Source organism: Pseudomonas sp. 25 R 14, from assembly GCF_900004755.1.
In the GTDB taxonomy this organism is placed as follows: Bacteria; Pseudomonadota; Gammaproteobacteria; order Pseudomonadales; family Pseudomonadaceae; genus Aquipseudomonas; species Aquipseudomonas brenneri.
Map to the genome: position 1 here is coordinate 85897 of NZ_CVTS01000064.1, position 17571 is coordinate 103467.

Here is a 17571-nt window from a genome sequence, read left to right on the forward strand (position 1 = left end):
CAAACGTTGCGTGTGCGAATAGCCGAAGCAAGCACTCCGGCAAGCGGGGTCCGAATGCTCAGGCTTGAGTCTCATGATCCTGACCAGCCGTTGCCGGCCTTCACACCCGGCGCGCATATCGGCGTTTCGGTACAACTGCAAGACTGCCAGGACTGGCGTCAGTACTCGTTGATAGAACTGGAATACGGGAATGGTTCGACTGGCGCACCGCAGTGCTACCTCATCGCCGTTCGCCTCGACGAGCAGGGCCGTGGTGGCTCGCGCTTCATGCATCAGGCCCTGAACGTCGGCGACATCATCGAAATCACCGAGCCGCGCAACGACTTTCCCCTGCGCACGGCCGGCAAACGCGTATTTCTGGTCGCTGGCGGAATCGGCGTCACCCCGCTGGCCACCATGGCGGCCGCCTGCAGCTTCCACGGGCGTGAAGTCAAGATGGTGTATGCCGGCCGTGATCGGGCGTGTATGGCCCTGATCGATCAATTGCACGCTTTGCTGGGCGACCGGCTGTTCGTGCATACCGATGCAGAGGTTGGGGCACCGATGGATATCCGTGCTTTGTTCGACCAGTTCGACAGTGACGACGACATCCATATATGCGGGCCTGCACCTTTGCTCGACGCCATGCTCGCCGAGGCCCAACGACGCGATTGGGCCCGCGACAAACTCAACTTTGAACTCTTCGCCCCCCCGGCCACGACACCCGGCGACAGTGCCTTCGATGTGGTCCTGGCCGGCAGCGACCGCAGGCTCCATATCCCGGCCGACAAAAGCATTCTCGACGTCCTGATCGAGCAAGGCTGTGACCCCTTGTTCGATTGCAAACGCGGGGAATGCGGCGTGTGTGCGACGACCGTCCTCCAGGGCGAAATCGACCATCGCGATTACGTGCTTACAGAGCGCGAACGGGTGGCCAACAACCTCATGTACCCCTGTGTTTCGCGCAGCCGGTCTGCCGTTCTGGTGCTCGATTTATAAGCGGGCACACGACCGTACAGACCCATTCACTGACTGTTTAAAACGCTTCATGCGGAGCCACTAAAAATGACCCAGCCAGAATTTCCCGTGACCAACCTCGCCGAGATACTCCTTCAGACCGCCACCCTCCCCTGGCGTGAAAAATCACTGAAGGGAGTGCATGAAAAGATGTTGTTTCGCGATGAGCAGACAGGCGCCTCCATCGCACTGATCAAGTTCGACAAAGACACAGGCATTCCGCAGCCGCATATGCATGCCTCCAACCAATCAATGTTTTGTCTGTCGGGCAAGTACGAATACACCTCAACCGGCGTCACGCTGGTAACGGGCTCTTTCTACTGTAACCCCAAGGGCAACGTGCATGGCCCCACCTACGCACATGAAGAAACCATCGTGGTTGAAATTTATGACGGCCCGCACTACCCGCAAAAACCCGATTGGTACACAGACGAACGAGATGCCCATTGACCGCAGGCGTGGCGTGTGAGCGCACGCATTTGATGCCCACACAAGAAGAACAAAGGACAAACATGACCGGAAAAACCGTACCCGCCGAACACCTGACCCGCCTGATCGGGGCCATCTTTGAGTCGCTGGGCCTCGCCGCAGACGATGCCACCTGCACGGCCCAATCGCTGGTCAGTGCGGACCTGGAAGGCATCCCTTCCCACGGGGTTTCCCTCGTGCCGATGTACGTCCAACGCATCAAAGCCGGCAGCATCAACGTCGACGGGCAACCCTCCATCGTGGAGGACCACGGCGCAATGGTAATCATGACGGCAGCCAACACCCTCGGCCAACTCTCTTCGGAGGTGGCCGTCAAGCTCGCCATCGAACGCGCGCAGCAACACGGGATATCAATTGTGACCGTGCGTGACGCGTTCCACTTCGGCACCGCCGCCTATTGGTCGAAAAAGTTCGCCCATGCGGGCATGGTCGGCTTCTCATTTTCCAACACTCGCCCTTTGATGCCCGCACCCGGTGGCGCCCAGGCGCTGGTAGGTAACAACCCCATGGCCATTGCCTTCCCGAGCGCCACGGGCGACCAGCTGGTGGTGGACATGGCGATGAGCGCCACCGCCATGGGAAAGATCCGCATCGCCCAGGCCCAAGGCAAAAGCATTCCCGAAGGCTGGGCCACTGACGCTGAAGGCCGGGCGACCACCAGCGCCAGCGATGCCATCAACGGCATGCTGTTACCGGCCGCAGGCCCCAAGGGTTTCGGTCTGGCGGTGGCCGTCGACCTGCTCTGCGGCGCACTCTCGGGTGGAGGAGTCGGTGCCGCTGTGCGCCCGTTGTACGGCGACACGAGCCAGCCCTACAACTGCTCCCACGCCTTCATCGCCATCGATGCCAGCCGCATCGCCGGCGGTAGCGGGATTGGCCTCCAGGTTGCGCAGTTCTCCCAGTCGATCCGCGATTCGCGTCGGGCATCGGGCACCGAAACGATCTATGCGCCCGGCGACCTGGAACGTGCCAACCGCCAACGGATAGCCGGCAATTGCGTCCTGCATGCCACCTTGATCGATGAACTCAATGCACTGGCCAAGGCGGCCAACAGTGACCTACGCCTCTAACACTTTTTTATGTCACCAGCGAGCACTCCCATGAAAACCCAGATCACCTCTGAAAAACTGGCCAAACCCAACGGTCACTTCTCCCAGGCCACGATGTGCCAGGCCCAGGGCAAGTTGCTGTTCATCTCCGGTATGACGGCGCGTGCCGCCGACGGCAGCATTACCGGGATCGGCAATATCGAGCTGCAAACCCGCCAGGTCTGCGAAAACCTCAAGGCCGCCTGTGAAGCCGCCGGCGGCTCTCTGGAAAACATCTGCCGCGTTGATGTTTATGTGCGCAACATCGAGCACTTTGACGTGATTCACCGTGTGCGCCGTGAGTTCTTTGTCTCCCCGGTACCTGCATCCACGATGGTAGAAGTGGCCAAGATGGTCAGCCCCGAGTACCTGATCGAGATCAGCGCCATCGCTGTTCTGCCTGAATAAAAAAGGATACGACCGTGAAGCTTGGAACCATTCGAATAGACGGCAGAGTGCGCGTAGCGTGCCTGTTGAATGAGCACGGCGGCACCCTGGTCCCTGCGTATTACGGTGACCTCGTTGATATCATCGCCGGGGGCCAGACCATCCTGGAAATGGTGCGCTCCTCGGCCCTGGTTGGCGAGGCCGAGCAGTTCAACCTGACCGACGTCAAGGTCCTGGCACCGATCCAGCGCTTCAGCCGCGATGTACTGTGCACCGGCTGGAACTATTGGGACCACTTTTACGAAAGTGAGGGTAAACGCGAAGGCCAGGATGTGCCCAAACCCGATGCACCGACCTTCTTCACCAAAGCCCCCACCGTCACTATTAGCCCCGATGACGACGTAGCCCTCGATGCCAGGCTCTCGCAAAAGTGGGACTACGAAGCCGAGATCGTTGTGGTGATTGGCAAGACCGGGCGCAGCATCCCCAAGGAACGTGCGCACGAACATATCTTTGGTTACTGCCTGGCCAATGACATCTCGCAACGCGATCTGCAACGCCGCCATGGCGGGCAGTGGTTCAGAGGCAAGAGTCTCGACGCCACCATGCCCCTGGGGCCCTGGATAACCCTACGCGATGACATCGCGATCAACGACGTCGGCATCGAGTTCGAGCTCAACGGCAAGCTCATGCAGAAAGCCAAGGTCAGCGACATGGCCTTTCCTATCGAGGAACTGATTGCCGAGTTGTCCCTGGGGCTGACCCTCTATGCCGGCGATATCCTCCTGACCGGCACCCCCAGCGGCATCGGCAACGCCCGCACCCCGCCGGTTTTCCTGAAAGCCGGCGACCGGATCGTCACCCGTGCCAACGGCCTGGGTGAGCTGCGCAACACCCTTCGCGCAACCGATCTTTCGACCTATACCGCGTGATGGAGCCCAGCATGCAAAAACTACGCGTTGAATATCTGGCAGGCTACGGCCTGGAGGTTCCTGATCTCGAGGTGGCCGATGCGTTCTACTCGGCTTTTGGGCTTGAGTCGCAGCACCTGGGAGCATCCCGACAACTGCGCTCCAAACACACTGGCCCCGCCGATATCGTTCTTCTCAAAGGCGCACAAAAGAAGCTCCACCACCTCTCGTTCGCCATTCGCGATATCGACACGGTGCGCTTCGCCGAGCACCTGCAGGCCTCGGGAATACCTGTAACGACACCACCGTTCGGTGCGATTCGCGAAGGGTTGTGGTTCCAGGATCACTGGGGCACCTGGATCAACCTGGTTCCGGTGGAAACCAAGCCACCCGTGCTCGAACTGCCGCCGCTGACCTTTGAGCCACGCGTCGATCGACACTACTGGCAGGAGCTAGAGCGCGAAACCAAGCCAAACCGCCTGGGGCATATGCTCATGTTCACCCATGACTATGATCGGGTCGAAGGGTTTTTCCTGGATGTTCTGGGCATGCGCATCGCGGATCGGGTGCCGGGCAAAGTGACCTTCCTTTCAGCCGGCACCGGCATCCGCGATCACCACTGCTTCGGGTTGATTCCAAGCACCCATCGCGGCTTTCAGCACAGCAGCTTCCAGGTGGACTCCGTGGACGCCATCGGCTTTGGCGCCTTGCAAATGCAAAAGGCCGGGTACAAGGAGGGCTTTGGCCTGGGCCGTCATGCGCTGGCGTCCAACCTGTTCTATTACATCCGCGACCCATGGGGCAGTTGGGTGGAGTACTACAGCGACATGGACAAGATCAGCGAGTCCTGGGAAACACGGGACTGGAACGGCCTTCCGTATATCTGGCCCGAGTGGGTGCCCGAGTTCTGGAGCAAGGAAATGAACGCCAACCTGGAAACCGGAGACTAGGATGATCGAACTCGACGTTCACACACACCTTGCCCCCATCAATGCACAGGCGCTCGAGGCGATCCCGGGCGTGACCTGGGACCCGGACAGCGAAGCCTTGACCCTCGATGGTCACCGCATCGGCATACGTGACCTGTTTCATGCCGAACGGTTGATCGCGCGCATGGACAATCATCAGATAAGCCGGGCGCTCGTATCGATTCCACCGCCCCTGTATCGCCAGCACCTGCCTAGGGACCAGGCGCTCGTCTGGACGCGCTATCTGAATGACGAATTGCTGAAGATTACCGAACGCAGCGAGGGCCGGTTGGGAGCGCTTTACTACCTGCCCCTTGAACACCCGGACCTACTGAATACGTTGTGCGAAGGCTATGAAACAGGCGGTTTCGAGGGTATTGCCCTGGCAGCCGGCGGCCATGCCGAGATCGTTTACTCGCGCAAAGAGTATGACGTGCTGTGGCAATGGCTCGATGACTGCAAAGCGTTCGTCTTTCTGCATCCAGGCTGTTGCCAGGACCCACGTCTCACAGCGTTTTACCTTGAGAACCTGATCGGCAACCCAATGGAAACCGGCGTCGCCGCCGCGCACCTGATGATGGCGGGCGTACCCGCACGCTATCCGGACATACGCTTCTGCCTGGCCCATGCGGGGGGCACCCTCCCCTCCCTGGTCGGACGCATGGAACGAGGCTTCGATACTCAACGCCCTGGAGTCGATACGGCAATCGAACGGCCACTGCAGAGTGCCAAGCGCTTTTATGTCGACAATATTGCCCACCATCCCGGCCTGTTGACGCTTGCAGGCCAAGTCTTTGGGCAGCAACACGTGATGTATGGCTCGGACTGGCCGTTCCCGATGGGGTTGGCCGACACCTGAGCGGTGCAGCGCAAGTATGTTTCGTATCCCGACTCTAAAACCGTGAAAGTGAGTAATGTCTGATGAAACCTACAAAAAAAGTACTGAATGGTCATGCTCAAGTAAAAGTCGCCATCGTTCAGACCGCTCCGGTCTTCCTCGATCGTGATCGCACCATCGACAAGGCGTGCCTGAAGATTGCCGAGGCCGCAAGCCAGGGCGCCCAGATCATCGTATTCAGCGAAGCCTGGATTGCCGGTTACCCTTACTGGGGTGAAGGCTGGGAGTCACGTCTGGAGGACTGGGCGGATGTACGGGCCAAGTTCTTCGATAACGCCTTGATCATCAATGATGAGGAATGCGCCCAACTGTGCGCCGCCGCCGCCCGCGCGAATGCGGTCGTGGTGATCGGCTGCAATGAAATGGATGCTCACCCGGCTATACACACCACCTACAACAGCCTGCTGTACATCGATAACCACGGCCAGATACTCGGACGGCACCGCAAGATCATGCCGACCTTCGCCGAGCGCACCATCTGGGGCCGTGGCGATGGCAGTGACCTGCTTTGCCTCGAGACGGACTACGGTCGCATCAGTGGCCTGATCTGCGGCGAAAACCTGATGACACTGGCCCGTGCCCACCTCATCTCCCAAGGCGAAGACTTCCACGTGTCGGTCTTTCCGGGAGCATTCACGTTGCACACCGGGCCCAAGCTCGAAGAGTTCGATGCCGAGGCCCGCAGTTTCTGGGGGTACGCCAGTTGCAGCAACCACGCCTCCGAATCAGGCGCTTTTGTGCTGGGCTCTTGCGGCTACATCACACAAAACGACTTTCCTGACGACTTCGCGCTGCGCGACAGCCTGAACATCGATTATGCCCAGGGTGGGAGCGCAATCTTTGCGCCAGTGGGCGTTCCCGTGACACCGCCCACACCTGGCGACACCATTGTCTACGCCGTTTGCGAGGCGCGTTTCATCAAGGTGGCCAAGGCTGTGATCGATACCGTCGGCCACTATTCGCGGTCGGACATCTTCACCTTGAATGTGCATCCACGCCTCAGCCCCGGTTCAAATCTGTGGTCGAAGCGGGCGCTCGAGTCCATTTCACCTGGAGAGCTGAACCGCATTGCCGACCGACATGAGGTGAGTGTCGCCGCTATCGAAGAGGCAGTCGTTGCTGATTCTTGAGGGCACTTTTCAAGCGCTGCACCCCTTCAGGCACGCTCTAAAGCCCTCGCGTAAAAGGACTATAAAATGCAAACAGCGCTCCCCCACCCACTGCCCGTCGCCATCATCGGGGCGGGCCCAATTGGCCTGACCACAGCACTCGGCCTGGCGTACTACGGTATTCCCTGCGTCATCTACGAAGATGACGCAACCTTATCGTCGGACACCAAGGCAGGCACCCTGCTGACCCGCACACTCGAGGTTTTCCGACGCTACGGTGTTGCCGACGATGTATTGCGCCAAGCCCTGCGGGTCGATGAAATCGGTGAGATCGACAAGCGCACCCAAAAGTCGACATTCCCTGTACTCCTCGATGCGCTGTCCCTGGAAACCCGTTACCCGTTCGTGATCAATTTGCCGCAACAGGATCTGGAACCGATTCTGGGCGCGGCGCTCGGGCGCACCGGTCTGATCCAGATCAAAATGCAGCATAAACTGCTCGACTTTGAGCAGGACCAGGACAGTGTCCGCCTGCGCATACAGACGCCGGATGGCATCATTGAGGAGCAGGCCGCATTCGTCCTGGCCTGCGATGGTGGCCGCAGCACAGTCCGTGAGCGGCTGGGCATCGCCGTGGAAGGTACCTCGCTGCCGGTCAAATATGCCCTGATCGACCTGGTGGTCGACCTCGACCTGGAAAACCCGCGCAACTATCCTTACCTGGCCTATTTCGCCGACCCCGAGGAATGGATGATCCTGGTCCGCCACCCGCACTGCTGGCGGTTTCTCTACCCGCTGGCCGAAGGCGTGGAAGAACCGAGCGAGGACGAGCTGCGTGACAAATCGTTGTCGTTTATCGGCCAGGTGAGCAACGTCAAGGTGCTTAACCGGGTGACGTATCGCGTACATCATCGTGTCGCGACGCGCTGGCGAAACGGGCGAGTGTTTCTGATGGGTGATGCCGCTCACCTCATTACTCCCATGTGGGCCTTGGGGCTCAATACGGGCGCACTGGATGCCTCCAACCTGCCTTGGCGGCTGGCGTGGTTCTTAAAGGGCTGGGCGAGCGAACAGATCCTCGACGGCTATGAGCGGGAACAACGCCCCCTCGCTATCCATGGCTCGGGCGAAATGGCGGAAGCAGCACGCTATTCAATGTCCATGCGCGGCGATGCGCGGGTAGCCATGTCGGACAATAACTGGAGCAATGCCTACACCCGCACGATGCTCGGCGTAAAACTGGACGTGGCCGGGACCAATGAATGGTCGATGGTGACCCGCTCCACCCGCCCTGCCGTAGGCCCCGGCGACCGGCTGCCGGACTATCTGGTGCATACCCCCGACGGTAAGCAAGTACGGGTTCATGACCTGTGTTCCGGCCGGTTCACTGCGTTGTACTTCAGCGACGTGCGGCGCCGTCCTGTCGTTCCGGAAAACGGCTCGGCGGTGCTGCAGCACTTTGCCGTGTCCCGCTATGACGCGCCCCACGACTCCGGGCTGCGCAACCGCAGCCTGCTCGACCCGGGAAACGCCTTTCTGGAAAGGCTCGGCATTTCATCCGACACCCTGGTGCTGGTGCGTCCCGATGAGCATATCGCTGCCATCGTTGCGCTCGATAATGCGCAAGGCCTGCACCTTGCCGCGTCGCTCTATACGTCGATCACGGGTATGTCACCTGACATCGCCACAGAAGGACAACAGGTATGAAGGTCAACTACGACTTCAGAGGCCATACCATCATCGTCGCAGGCGCCGCCTCCGGGATCGGACGAGCCACCGCTTTGGCCTGCCGTGATGCGGGGACCACGGTGGAGGCCGTGGACATTGACGAAAAGGGCCTGCAACCGTTACGTGCCGATGGATTGTCGGTGCACGTACTGGATATCGCAAATGCCCAAGCTGTACAAACGACGGTGGAGGCTATCGTTGCACGCACCGGGCGTCTGGACGGGGTGGTGCTGACCAGCGCGATCCAGACCCGGACCACCATCGAGGCGCTGTCGGATGCCGAGTGGCAACGCCATCTGGACGTGAATCTTTCCGGCATCTTCTATTTCCTGCGTGCGGTGTTTCCGGTGATGAAACAACAGCAGTCCGGCTCCATCATCGCCTTTACCTCAGGCCTTGCCAGCAACGGCTGGCCGGGAGCGAGCGCCTATGCTACGACGAAGGCCGGCATCATTGGCCTGGTCAAAAGCGCCGCACACGAGCTGCGCGAGCATGGTGTGCGCATCAATGCAGTGTCACCGGGCCTGGTTGCCACACCGGTATTCCTGAACTCTGCCAGTGAGGAAGAACTGGCCATGTATGAACGCTCGCTTGGCATTTCCTCGCCACAAGAAGTGGTGCCTACCCTGATGCATCTGCTCTCGGAGGCGGCGTTGACGATATCGGGCAATGTGATCGAGCGGCGTCTGATCCCTCGATCACAGCTTCAACCTCAACCCCATCAGAAAAATACGACTGCTTAGGAATGAAAGGTAACGCTTTCGGCTATGGGCACACGGTCGACCTGCGTTCGGTTGCCTGGAGCATTCGCATCCGGGTAACCAAACGACATTCCAAAGAGCATTTTCATTTCTTCGGAAATACCCAGGACCTCTCTGATCGTCTGCGCGAAGAAACCAAGCGAGGTTTGTGGAATCCCCCCTAACCCTCGGGCAGCAAGCGACAGGAGGAAGGTCTGCGCGTACATACCCACATCACCTGCTGTTCGCACACTGTCGCCAAAAACCGGCATGAATAGAAAAACAGCCTGGGGCGCGTTGAAAAAGGAGAAATTCAAGGCTGTTGCCTGACGGCGTCCCTCCTCGTCTTCGCGCATGATGTTCATCGCCTCATAATAGGCTTTACCCTGTGCGTTCTTGCGATCGCCATAGGTGCCGTAGAAGGCGTCCATATCAAACGAAAAATCCGGGGTGAATTCGCCAGCCGTGTTTTTCGCGTGAAGCACCTGAGAAAGCTCTACTAATTTCTGGCCACTGACAGGGAGCGGATAGCACACTCAGCATGGACCATCTGAGTATTCACTTGGGTATAAAGTGAAATACCAGAACTCGGCACAACACTAAACGGCGAGAACGTCATCGTTCTACCATAAAGCCAAGTTATAACTAAGTATCAAGCGATTCTCATCTATGTCACTGAGAAAGTTGCTGCGCGTACTGGCGTTGCGAATCTTGAGCCCGAAGTCCTTGAGCGGACCACTCTGAATGACATAACTCAGGTCGGTATTTCGCTCCCAGGTCTTACCTTCACTCAAGCCCGGGCCACGATCGACGTTGTCACCTGACACGTAACGGGTCATCAGGCTTAGGCCGGGTACACCCAGCACAAAAAAGTCATAGTCATAACGCACTTGCCACGAGCGCTCATTCTGATTACCGAAATCATTGATTTGCAGTAAATTAATCAGCGCATTATCTGCACCGTTTATGTAGGCAAATCCGGTGCTGCCACTCAGATGCTGATAACCAGCGCCGAGGTTATGCCCCCCCGACTTATAAGTGAATAACGCACCCATGGCATCGTTATCCACATTGCTACCGCCGTCGTCGCTGGAGCGGACGAACCGCAGATCGGATTTGAGGTTCCGTCCCTCCCCCAGCGGCAAGTGGTAAACCATGTTTAACAGGTGTTGTTTATAGATGCCGTCCAGGCCGCCATAGTAGTAACTGGTGACCCATTCCGGACGCCATTGGTAGCGGCCACCCCCGAACAGAAGCTCGTTGCTGCTTTTGGCCTGGCCTAGCGTAATGTTACGCTTGCCTCCATTGAATACCGTCAGTTCCTCATTGTTTGAGGAGTTGCGCTGATTGACTCGATCTATGCGACCAAGATCAAGACTCAGATTATCGATCTCGTTGCTATTGAGCCATGCACCACGAAAAGTTTGCGGTAACAAGCGACCGTCGTTACGCATCAAGGGTGGCAGAACTGGTTGAAGGGTGCCAATCTTGAAAGTGCTTTTTGACGCGCGAAGTTTTGCTGTCAGGCCAGATTCACCGTACTCATCTTTAGCGCGTGCTGACGCCTCGCTAGCATTCTTAAGCAGACCAGTACCGGCTCGATCAGGACTGGAGTCCAGTTTCACACCCAGAAGGCCCACGGCATCAATACCGACCCCCAGCGGCCCCGCAGTGTAACCGGACTCGAAGCGCAGAATGAATCCGTGGGCCCACTCCTCTGCTTTATTCTGCCCGGCGCCGACGTGCCGGAAGTCTCGGTTCATGTAAAAATTGCGCATATCAAGACTGGCCTTGCTGTCGTCCAAAAATGCAGCAGTCGCAGATTCAGCAATGCCTAACGCAGAGCCCCAATAGAGGATATAAACCATGAATTTAAAGTTGCAAAGCATGGATAGTTAGTCCTGTGAGTATTTTTATTAGTGTTGTTGTTCTTACTTTTCTGATTACTCATAAGCATCACCTAGCTTGAAAACTCGTCACGACACTTTCCTACCCTCACATCAAAGGCCTCTCTTCCAGAGATAGCTGCCTATCACGATGCCTATGAGGCAAATAATCGCCATGTAGTAGGCAGGCCCCATGGGACTTGCCTTGAGCAGTAGGGTTACGGCTATTGGAGTGAGTCCGCCGAAGATCGCATAGGCCAAGTTGTAGGAAAATGACAGCCCGCTGAAACGGACTGCCGCTGGAAAGGCTTTGACCATCACGAACGGCACCGCACCAATGGTGCCTACAAACAAGCCGGCCAGTGCGTACAGCGGGAACAACCAGTCGGGGTGGTCGAAGAGGCAGTGATAGAAGGTCCAGGTAACGATCAGCAGCGCAGCGCTGCCGAATACAAATACTCTCCCGGCGCCTAAGCGATCCGCCAGCGCACCGGAGGCCACGCAACCGAAGCAGAGAAATACAATCGCCAGGCTATTGGCTTGCAATGCAGTGGTCGCTGGGAAAAGGTAAATAGTTTGCAGCGTGGTCGGGGTCATCAGGATGACCACAATAATGGCGGCCGACAGTAGCCAGGTCAGCAGCATGGAGATTGCAATCGCCCCGCGATGCTCTCGTAGCACCGTACGCAATGGCATTTCTTCGGCCAAGGCTTTGCGCAATTGCAGCTCGGCGAACACCGGGGTTTCATGCAACCAGCGGCGAAGATAGACCGCGAACAAACCGAAAACACCGCCAAGCAAGAACGGGATTCTCCAAGCGTAATCGGACACTTCGATTGGGGTAAAGACGCTGTGGATTAGCGTCGCAACCAGCGAACCGAGCAGAATACCGGCGGTCAGGCCGCTGGTCAGCGTGCCGCAGGCGTAACCCATGTGTCGTTGCGGCACGTGTTCGGACACGAAAACCCAGGCCCCCGGAACTTCACCACCAATCGCCGCGCCCTGAATCACCCGCATGAGCAACAACAACATTGGCGCCCAAATACCAATTTGCGCATAGGTCGGCAACAAGCCCATGATCAATGTTGGTACGGCCATCATGAAGATGCTCAAGGTGAACATCTTTTTGCGCCCCAACAGGTCGCCAAAATGCGCCATGACGATACCGCCCAGCGGTCGCGCAAGATAACCAGCAGAAAATATGCCGAAGGTCTGCACTAGGCGCAGCCATTCGGGCATGTCGGGCGGGAAGAATAGTTGGCCAACTACGGCGGCGAAAAATACAAAAATAATAAAGTCATAAAATTCCAGCGCACCGCCCAGAGCAGAGAGTGATAACGTTTTGTAGTCATTGCGAGTCAGGGGGCGTGCGGGTTGCTCGGTGATCGGAGGCATAATGGTCATCGAAACACTTCTCTTATAATTAGAAAGATTAAAATTCCAACGACGCTGGCCGGCGCTTGCGACCTCAGTTCAGCGAACCATGAGTAAATGAGGTAGGCAACCAGTCAGTTACGTTCAGCAACGCAGCGGTCCTCGACACTTTTCGGGAGTCGAACCTGGTTCCTCATAACGTGGGCATACAGTGGTAACGTATTCATGTCAGAGAGATGAATACAAGCCAATAGCGCTAGAAATATATAAAAGAGAAACGGCTTTCTGTAGGAAATTTCCGAGAGCAGCCATTGGCGCGGGCATAAACCTAGCGGCCCCTATGTACTTTCGCTGCATGGCTTAGGGTTGTGTCAAGTTTCACGAGCGTGGCTAGTCGCCTGGAAACATGCCATTAGCATTAGCAGCCTTTTCAGGAACCGTTTGGATAGCATCCCAATGTTCGACAATTTTTCCGTTTTCCAGCCGGAAGATTTCGATAATTGCCAGCGTCACGCCCTCGCCACGGCCAGTATTTTTGACGTGTAAAATAACAATGTCTCCATCGACAAAAACCTGTTTTACCTCGCTCTTGGAATCTGGAAAATGTTGCTTGAGGAAAGACACAAACTTCCGGAAACCTTCAGGCCCATCTTCACCACTTGGGTTGTGTTCGACGTATCGCTCGCCAAGATAGAGTGCTGCTTTATCAAAGTTTTTCTGGTTCAGTCCCTGTTCAAAAAATTCAAGCACATTACGTTTGTTCTGCTGTTCCTGTTGAGTGTAATCCGCTTGAGCATGGCCGGCAAATAGAAAAGCCAGCGTTAAAAAAGCAATATACTTTTTCATAAAAATTATTCCATCCAGAGAGGAGTTCACGCTCATACACGGCAGAATCTCTTCAGCCGACCGAGCATTTTGTCATACGAAATACAGTTCAATTGAATCTGGTATCTGCGCTGAGATCATCACCAGAACGAATAATAAATTTCGAACTCAGAGACGACAGTCTGAGCGCATTTCAAAGTGGGCAAATCGCTACCGTAAAGCCTTTCAAATTAAACAAGAATTTTTTATCGCCAAATAGCAATGGGATCATTCGCTCGCCATGGCAATGCGGTTACATTGCACTCAACACTCTGACCTTTGGGGTAGTTTCTATAAAATACGTCCTTATAGTACTCCTCAATCCCTAAAATTCGCGCATGTGATTCTTGACTCTCTTTTGTACCGAGGCGTCGACGAATTTCTTTGTCAAATATATTTTCAAAATTTTCACCAGCACCATGCGTCATGCCTAGTTTTTTGCGCCAGACAACCTCAGCAGGTAAGAGATTTTCCATCGCTAGTCGAAGAATACGTTTTTCGAAACCATAAACTTGCACGAATTTCTGTTCAGGCGGTACTTGGTTTAGAAGACTTGTCACTCGGGAGTCCAGATACGGATAACGCATTTCTAACCCAAAGTGAGAAACTACCCGGTCTCCGAGCAATTCGGTCCTGTGCATCTCGGCAAGCTGTTTTACAGTTTCTGACTCAAAGTCGGCAATGGTTGGAGCATCTCGAAAAAACCAATAGCCACCAAGCATTTCATCGGGCCCTGTACCATCGAGTAGTACTTTGATGTCGGTATTCTGTCGTACATACCGAGCGACCAGATAAACGAGTATCAGGTTGGGCAACATTTCAAAATTGAATGTCTCGGAAATTAGAATGACCTCATCAATGAGTGAAAACACCTCATCTAAATCAGTAACAATTTCATGGTGAACAGAACCGATATGTGAAGCAACCTTTCTGGCGTAGATGGCATCCTCGTTGGGCAATCCTTCAATCCGCAATGTAAAGGTAGAGATGGGTTGTCCGTAATACTTTGCAGCCAGCGCGGCCACTGCACTCGAATCAATTCCGCCGGATAAAAAACATCCAATATTAACATCAGCATGCAGCCGTGAAACAACGGATTGTTCAACTACTATTCTCAGCGCTTCGGCAGACGCCTCAATACTGAGTACACTTTTAGGCAGCAAGTGGGTCGACTTGTTGGTAAATGTACGAGACTCTACCTGAGTGATAGACCAAGAGGTCACCTGCCCTGGTGGGAAGTGACGAGCTTCTCCTTGCGTTATACCTTTAAGCTCTGAAGATATGGTGATTCCTTGCATCGACTCATGCATTGAGACGTATAGCGGGCGTACTCCCACGCTATCCCTGGCTGCAATGACTTGGGATGTACTTGCATCAAAAATCACCAGCGCAAACTCGCCCTCCAAATGATTTACGAAATCAACACCTAGCTTTTTATACAAAGGTAAAATAACCTCACAATCGGAGCCTGATACAAATGAGGCATCAGCAAGAAACATTTCTTTCAGGAAAACATGATTGTATATTTCACCATTGCAAATTACAAATGATCCATCATCGAAGTAAAATGGTTGACTACCTTTGTAGGAGCGGTCGTTAATGGCAAGACGATGGAAGCCATAAGCAACTGAAAATTCAGGGACCAAGGGAAAGGGGATACTTTGGAAGGAGCTGGAGTCAGGCCCTCGGTGTCTCAAATTTTGAAAATTAGCATAAGCCATTGCTATGTTACTGTTGAGCGTCACCGATAAAAATATACCGCACATATCATCACTTCTCCATGTTGGAAATAACAAACAGCCCGCGCATTTCAAGTATTCGGAAATTTTCGTAATCAGCACGTATTTGGTCGGGATCATCATTTGAAAGCATCAGCAGTCCGGGTTGCGATGCAATGTCTCGGGTAATTCTTAGTTTGGCACCAACATCGGGCAATCCAGTCAGAGATTTGAATGATGCCAACCCTTTTATAACGTCAAAATTTTTATACCCTTTGAGATAACCGTCAACGTCACTAACCAGCGCAACAGCGTAGACAGCTTTTGTAGGAGACTGGTGATTACTCGTTATCCACTCCCCATCCCCTGCCAGTACGCTGATTGTGGCATCGACATGCGAAAAGCCTTGAGCATCGGTCATAACATCGTGCTGGATGCCGCCGGCGGGACGGGTACCAAGCTCAATTAAAGTGGGGATGCCTTGGTCAACCATTAATTCAATGTGTGCCGGGCCATGGGTGATATTAAGGGCATCCAGTACTTCTTCACAGTAGTCGACTATTTTTGAGTCATGGGCCAGTCGAGGCTGGAGTTCCTCACGGTCATAAATATAAGCTGAACCTTTATCAAATCTGTAATCTTTCCATATTTCGACTATGTGGTGTTGACCGCCAGAACTGGCAGTATTTACCACGTATTGGATACCACGCAAGAGTTGCTGCACCAATGCGGTGGAATTAAAAATCCCTAGCGCGTTGTTTTTTCCAAGAATCCGATTCAACGCCATTCGTGCCTCGTCGGCGGAATGGCAAATATACACATCGTCAGAGGCAGCGCTTGAGAGCGGTTTGACCACTAACGGATATCCCAAGTTTTTCTCTACACTTACTAATTCATCGACACATGACACTTCGAATGATTTAGCCGCCCGGACCCCTTTTGCCAAAAGGACTTGAGCCATCAGCAATTTATTACGCCGTGCGGTGCTGAGCTCACAACCATTCCCAGCCAAGCCCAATGCTGAACTGATGGTGTCCGCTAGCGCAACACCCGTCTCGCATCCAGCCACGATATGGCTCAGACCTTTGATGGAAGATATTTGGTTGAGAGTATGACCAATATCACCATTATAATAAAAGGTGCAATCATAATCCTCAGCTACAAACGTGCTCGTCAAACGATCTGTTTTTTCGCTTCGCTCCGTGGATGACAAATGATAAACATTATAACCTTTTTTTCTCAGGAGGCCGGCATAGAGTGCCCCACTTGAGTAACCGTCCACCACCAGCCAACTGTTTATTTCGAATGTATTTGAGTCGGACAAAGAATTATTCATGTTTTGATCGTCGTGTTGGACCGTGTTTTATAGAAAGCACTGGTCATGGATATCAGGGTAACGGCCGCTGCTGCAAAGTAAGTGCTAATTGATAGATTGCCTCCTCCCGAGAGAATAGGATACATAGCCAACGTAATAACAGGGCCAGCGGAAATCACAAGGTTAGTGGTCATGGGGTCTGTCTTCTCAATGCCTTTTTGCAAAGCCCATAAACTGACCACCGTTCCACCCACAGCCACAAAAAGTACGATAAAAACATTGTCAAAAAGCACGCGCATTATGGAGGAAAGAGGGGACGCAAGTATAAAGGCGACGATTAGTAATAGATAAAATCTGTGCGCCATCACTACGGCGGTTGGCACCTGTAACTCAGACAGTTTTTTTGAGAGAACAGTAGTTGAGGCGATTGTGCACGCGGACCCCACCAAGAATGTCAGCCCCAGGACCGTATGTTGATAGATCACTACCGACAAACTTTCTAAAAACCAATAAGATGAAGTTAAAAACAATCCAACCGCACAAACAATTTCACGCCGTGGCGCAGCAATGTTTCTAATGACACCGTTGATGATCAGAGTCGCTACAGGAATGACGCCTGCATAGAGCACAGAAACTGCAGGAGCAGATAGGTATTTCAATGAATAATACAGTCCAAACCAATTCCCCAGCGTTACTACGTTTAATGCCAGCATTTCCGGCAGAATTACTCGCGATGAAAAGCGCGCAGATTTTGCGTCCGACGCAACCTTACCAACTAGCCAATAAATAACGACTGCAATGCCAAAAACTATAACCAGGTAATCGGCCGGATTGGAAATACTGAGAAGCCGCTCCAAAATTATATCTTTGGTAGATGACAATATGACGTACGAGAGCACTAACAGCAACCCTAGGGACTCGCCGTTAAAAAACTTGATGCGTGTCATTCATATTTACTCTACTAATATGCTGAATAATTACGTAAAGTCAAACACTTTAAGTTTCGAAAAAATCTCGCTTGAGTATTCAGCCGTTGGGTATGGAGCCCCCCCCAAAAAAAAGTAGGAGCCGACGAATCGAATTATTGTTTGCCGCGCGAC

Annotated in this window: 17 protein-coding genes; 10 read left to right on the forward strand and 7 right to left on the reverse strand. The window is 54.3% G+C overall.

Annotation, left to right across the window (positions count from 1 at the left end; genetic code table 11):
- Nucleotides 1-54 precede the first annotated feature (54 nt).
- From BFQ03_RS23095 to BFQ03_RS23140, 10 genes are all read left to right on the forward strand, one after another.
- On the forward strand, nt 55-978 hold the full coding sequence (locus BFQ03_RS23095) for a PDR/VanB family oxidoreductase (protein WP_204839931.1): 924 nt from the start codon (nt 55-57) through the stop codon (nt 976-978).
- 66 nt (nt 979-1044) lie between these two features.
- On the forward strand, nt 1045-1446 hold the full coding sequence (locus tag BFQ03_RS23100) for a cupin domain-containing protein (protein ID WP_065944119.1): 402 nt from the start codon (nt 1045-1047) through the stop codon (nt 1444-1446).
- Nucleotides 1447-1508: 62 nt separating this feature from the next.
- On the forward strand, nt 1509-2555 hold the full coding sequence (locus BFQ03_RS23105; RefSeq protein WP_065944120.1) for an Ldh family oxidoreductase: 1047 nt from the start codon (nt 1509-1511) through the stop codon (nt 2553-2555).
- Nucleotides 2556-2585: 30 nt separating this feature from the next.
- The gene (locus BFQ03_RS23110) at nt 2586-2981 is read left to right on the forward strand and encodes a RidA family protein (protein WP_065944121.1); all 396 of its coding nucleotides are present in this window, start codon (nt 2586-2588) and stop codon (nt 2979-2981) included.
- Between the two features lie 14 nt (nt 2982-2995).
- Nucleotides 2996-3892, forward strand: coding sequence for a fumarylacetoacetate hydrolase family protein (locus BFQ03_RS23115; RefSeq protein WP_065944122.1), 897 nt, complete (start codon nt 2996-2998; stop codon nt 3890-3892).
- A gap of 11 nt (nt 3893-3903) precedes the next feature.
- Nucleotides 3904-4821, forward strand: a complete 918-nt coding sequence (locus BFQ03_RS23120) for a VOC family protein (RefSeq protein ID WP_065944123.1) — start codon at nt 3904-3906, stop codon at nt 4819-4821.
- Nucleotide 4822: 1 nt separating this feature from the next.
- Nucleotides 4823-5698, forward strand: coding sequence for an amidohydrolase family protein (locus BFQ03_RS23125; RefSeq protein WP_065944124.1), 876 nt, complete (start codon nt 4823-4825; stop codon nt 5696-5698).
- A gap of 62 nt (nt 5699-5760) precedes the next feature.
- On the forward strand, nt 5761-6867 hold the full coding sequence (locus BFQ03_RS23130; RefSeq protein WP_065944125.1) for a carbon-nitrogen hydrolase family protein: 1107 nt from the start codon (nt 5761-5763) through the stop codon (nt 6865-6867).
- 66 nt (nt 6868-6933) lie between these two features.
- A complete protein-coding gene (locus tag BFQ03_RS23135) occupies nt 6934-8553 on the forward strand; it encodes an FAD-dependent monooxygenase (protein WP_065944126.1) in 1620 nt (539 codons plus the stop codon).
- Complete coding sequence (locus tag BFQ03_RS23140; protein ID WP_065944127.1) at nt 8550-9317, forward strand: SDR family NAD(P)-dependent oxidoreductase; 768 nt, start codon at nt 8550-8552, stop codon at nt 9315-9317. Before BFQ03_RS23135 ends, BFQ03_RS23140 begins: the two co-directional genes overlap by 4 nt.
- Here the strand turns inward: BFQ03_RS23140 and BFQ03_RS23145 are convergent.
- The 7 genes from BFQ03_RS23145 to BFQ03_RS23175 all read right to left on the reverse strand — a co-directional run bounded on the left by BFQ03_RS23145 (nt 9314) and on the right by BFQ03_RS23175 (nt 17418).
- Entirely contained in the window at nt 9314-9850 is a 537-nt protein-coding gene (locus tag BFQ03_RS23145; RefSeq protein ID WP_239695275.1) for a nitroreductase family protein, read from the reverse strand. The genes BFQ03_RS23140 and BFQ03_RS23145 overlap by 4 nt on opposite strands.
- Before the next feature lie 87 nt (nt 9851-9937).
- Nucleotides 9938-11203 (reverse strand): OprD family porin, encoded by a 1266-nt coding sequence (locus tag BFQ03_RS23150; RefSeq protein ID WP_065944128.1) that lies wholly within the window; start codon nt 11201-11203, stop codon nt 9938-9940.
- A gap of 111 nt (nt 11204-11314) precedes the next feature.
- Nucleotides 11315-12595: an MFS transporter gene (locus BFQ03_RS23155; RefSeq protein WP_164365965.1), complete on the reverse strand. Its 1281-nt coding sequence runs from the start codon at nt 12593-12595 to the stop codon at nt 11315-11317.
- Between the two features lie 369 nt (nt 12596-12964).
- Nucleotides 12965-13420 carry a nuclear transport factor 2 family protein gene (locus BFQ03_RS23160; protein WP_065944130.1) on the reverse strand — a complete coding sequence of 152 codons (456 nt, stop codon included), beginning with the start codon at nt 13418-13420 and terminating at the stop codon, nt 12965-12967.
- 224 nt (nt 13421-13644) lie between these two features.
- Nucleotides 13645-15300, reverse strand: a complete 1656-nt coding sequence (asnB, locus tag BFQ03_RS29310) for an asparagine synthase (glutamine-hydrolyzing) (protein WP_083204901.1) — start codon at nt 15298-15300, stop codon at nt 13645-13647.
- Entirely contained in the window at nt 15209-16492 is a 1284-nt protein-coding gene (locus BFQ03_RS29315) for an ATP-grasp domain-containing protein (RefSeq protein ID WP_083204902.1), read from the reverse strand. Before BFQ03_RS29315 ends, asnB begins: the two co-directional genes overlap by 92 nt.
- The gene (locus tag BFQ03_RS23175) at nt 16489-17418 is read right to left on the reverse strand and encodes a hypothetical protein (RefSeq protein ID WP_065944133.1); all 930 of its coding nucleotides are present in this window, start codon (nt 17416-17418) and stop codon (nt 16489-16491) included. The genes BFQ03_RS29315 and BFQ03_RS23175 overlap by 4 nt, the downstream gene beginning before the upstream one ends.
- Nucleotides 17419-17571: the final 153 nt, after the last annotated feature.

Coding starts and splice junctions, on each gene's coding strand:
- BFQ03_RS23130 (WP_065944125.1), top strand. CDS start 5,761: ATGAAACCTACAAAAAAAGTACTGAATGGTCATGCTCAAGTAAAAGTC.
- BFQ03_RS23160 (WP_065944130.1), bottom strand. CDS start 13,420: ATGAAAAAGTATATTGCTTTTTTAACGCTGGCTTTTCTATTTGCCGGC.
- asnB (WP_083204901.1), bottom strand. CDS start 15,300: ATGATGATCCCGACCAAATACGTGCTGATTACGAAAATTTCCGAATAC.
- BFQ03_RS23110 (WP_065944121.1), top strand. CDS start 2,586: ATGAAAACCCAGATCACCTCTGAAAAACTGGCCAAACCCAACGGTCAC.
- BFQ03_RS23095 (WP_204839931.1), top strand. CDS start 55: ATGCTCAGGCTTGAGTCTCATGATCCTGACCAGCCGTTGCCGGCCTTC.
- BFQ03_RS23135 (WP_065944126.1), top strand. CDS start 6,934: ATGCAAACAGCGCTCCCCCACCCACTGCCCGTCGCCATCATCGGGGCG.
- BFQ03_RS23140 (WP_065944127.1), top strand. CDS start 8,550: ATGAAGGTCAACTACGACTTCAGAGGCCATACCATCATCGTCGCAGGC.
- BFQ03_RS23120 (WP_065944123.1), top strand. CDS start 3,904: ATGCAAAAACTACGCGTTGAATATCTGGCAGGCTACGGCCTGGAGGTT.
- BFQ03_RS29315 (WP_083204902.1), bottom strand. CDS start 16,492: ATGAATAATTCTTTGTCCGACTCAAATACATTCGAAATAAACAGTTGG.
- BFQ03_RS23100 (WP_065944119.1), top strand. CDS start 1,045: ATGACCCAGCCAGAATTTCCCGTGACCAACCTCGCCGAGATACTCCTT.
- BFQ03_RS23125 (WP_065944124.1), top strand. CDS start 4,823: ATGATCGAACTCGACGTTCACACACACCTTGCCCCCATCAATGCACAG.
- BFQ03_RS23175 (WP_065944133.1), bottom strand. CDS start 17,418: ATGACACGCATCAAGTTTTTTAACGGCGAGTCCCTAGGGTTGCTGTTA.
- BFQ03_RS23150 (WP_065944128.1), bottom strand. CDS start 11,203: ATGCTTTGCAACTTTAAATTCATGGTTTATATCCTCTATTGGGGCTCT.
- BFQ03_RS23155 (WP_164365965.1), bottom strand. CDS start 12,595: ATGCCTCCGATCACCGAGCAACCCGCACGCCCCCTGACTCGCAATGAC.
- BFQ03_RS23105 (WP_065944120.1), top strand. CDS start 1,509: ATGACCGGAAAAACCGTACCCGCCGAACACCTGACCCGCCTGATCGGG.